The 328-nt window shown below is 70.7% G+C and carries 1 pseudogene; it reads left to right on the top strand.

The features are described from left to right. Positions 1-154 precede the first annotated feature (154 nt). Positions 155-328: pseudogene (locus CCN44_RS43710) on the top strand (adenylosuccinate lyase); the annotation flags it as partial.

The following is a 328-nucleotide window of genomic DNA, read 5'->3' as shown; positions in this document are numbered from 1 at the left end:
AGCGGGGTCGCCGCACTGCTCACCGTCCGGCAGACCGCTCGCCGCGCGGAGCGGCAGCAGGACGGACCGCAACCGACGTGACCGGGCTCTCGTAGCTTCGGCCGAACGCACCCGTGGCGTTGGCCTGCACAAACCGCCAGTAGAATCTGGACACGTGACTTCTGCGCCCGCCAAGCCCCGCATTCCGAACGTCCTCGCCGGACGCTACGCCTCCGCCGAGCTCGCCACGCTCTGGTCCCCCGAGCAGAAGGTGAAGCTGGAGCGGCAGCTCTGGCTCGCCGTGCTGCGGGCCCAGAAGGACCTCGGCATCGAGGTGCCGGACGAGGCG

It is taken from the genome of Streptomyces tricolor (genome assembly GCF_002155905.1).
In the GTDB taxonomy this organism is placed as follows: Bacteria; Actinomycetota; Actinomycetes; order Streptomycetales; family Streptomycetaceae; genus Streptomyces; species Streptomyces tricolor.
This window is presented reverse-complemented; position numbering and strand designations above follow the sequence as displayed.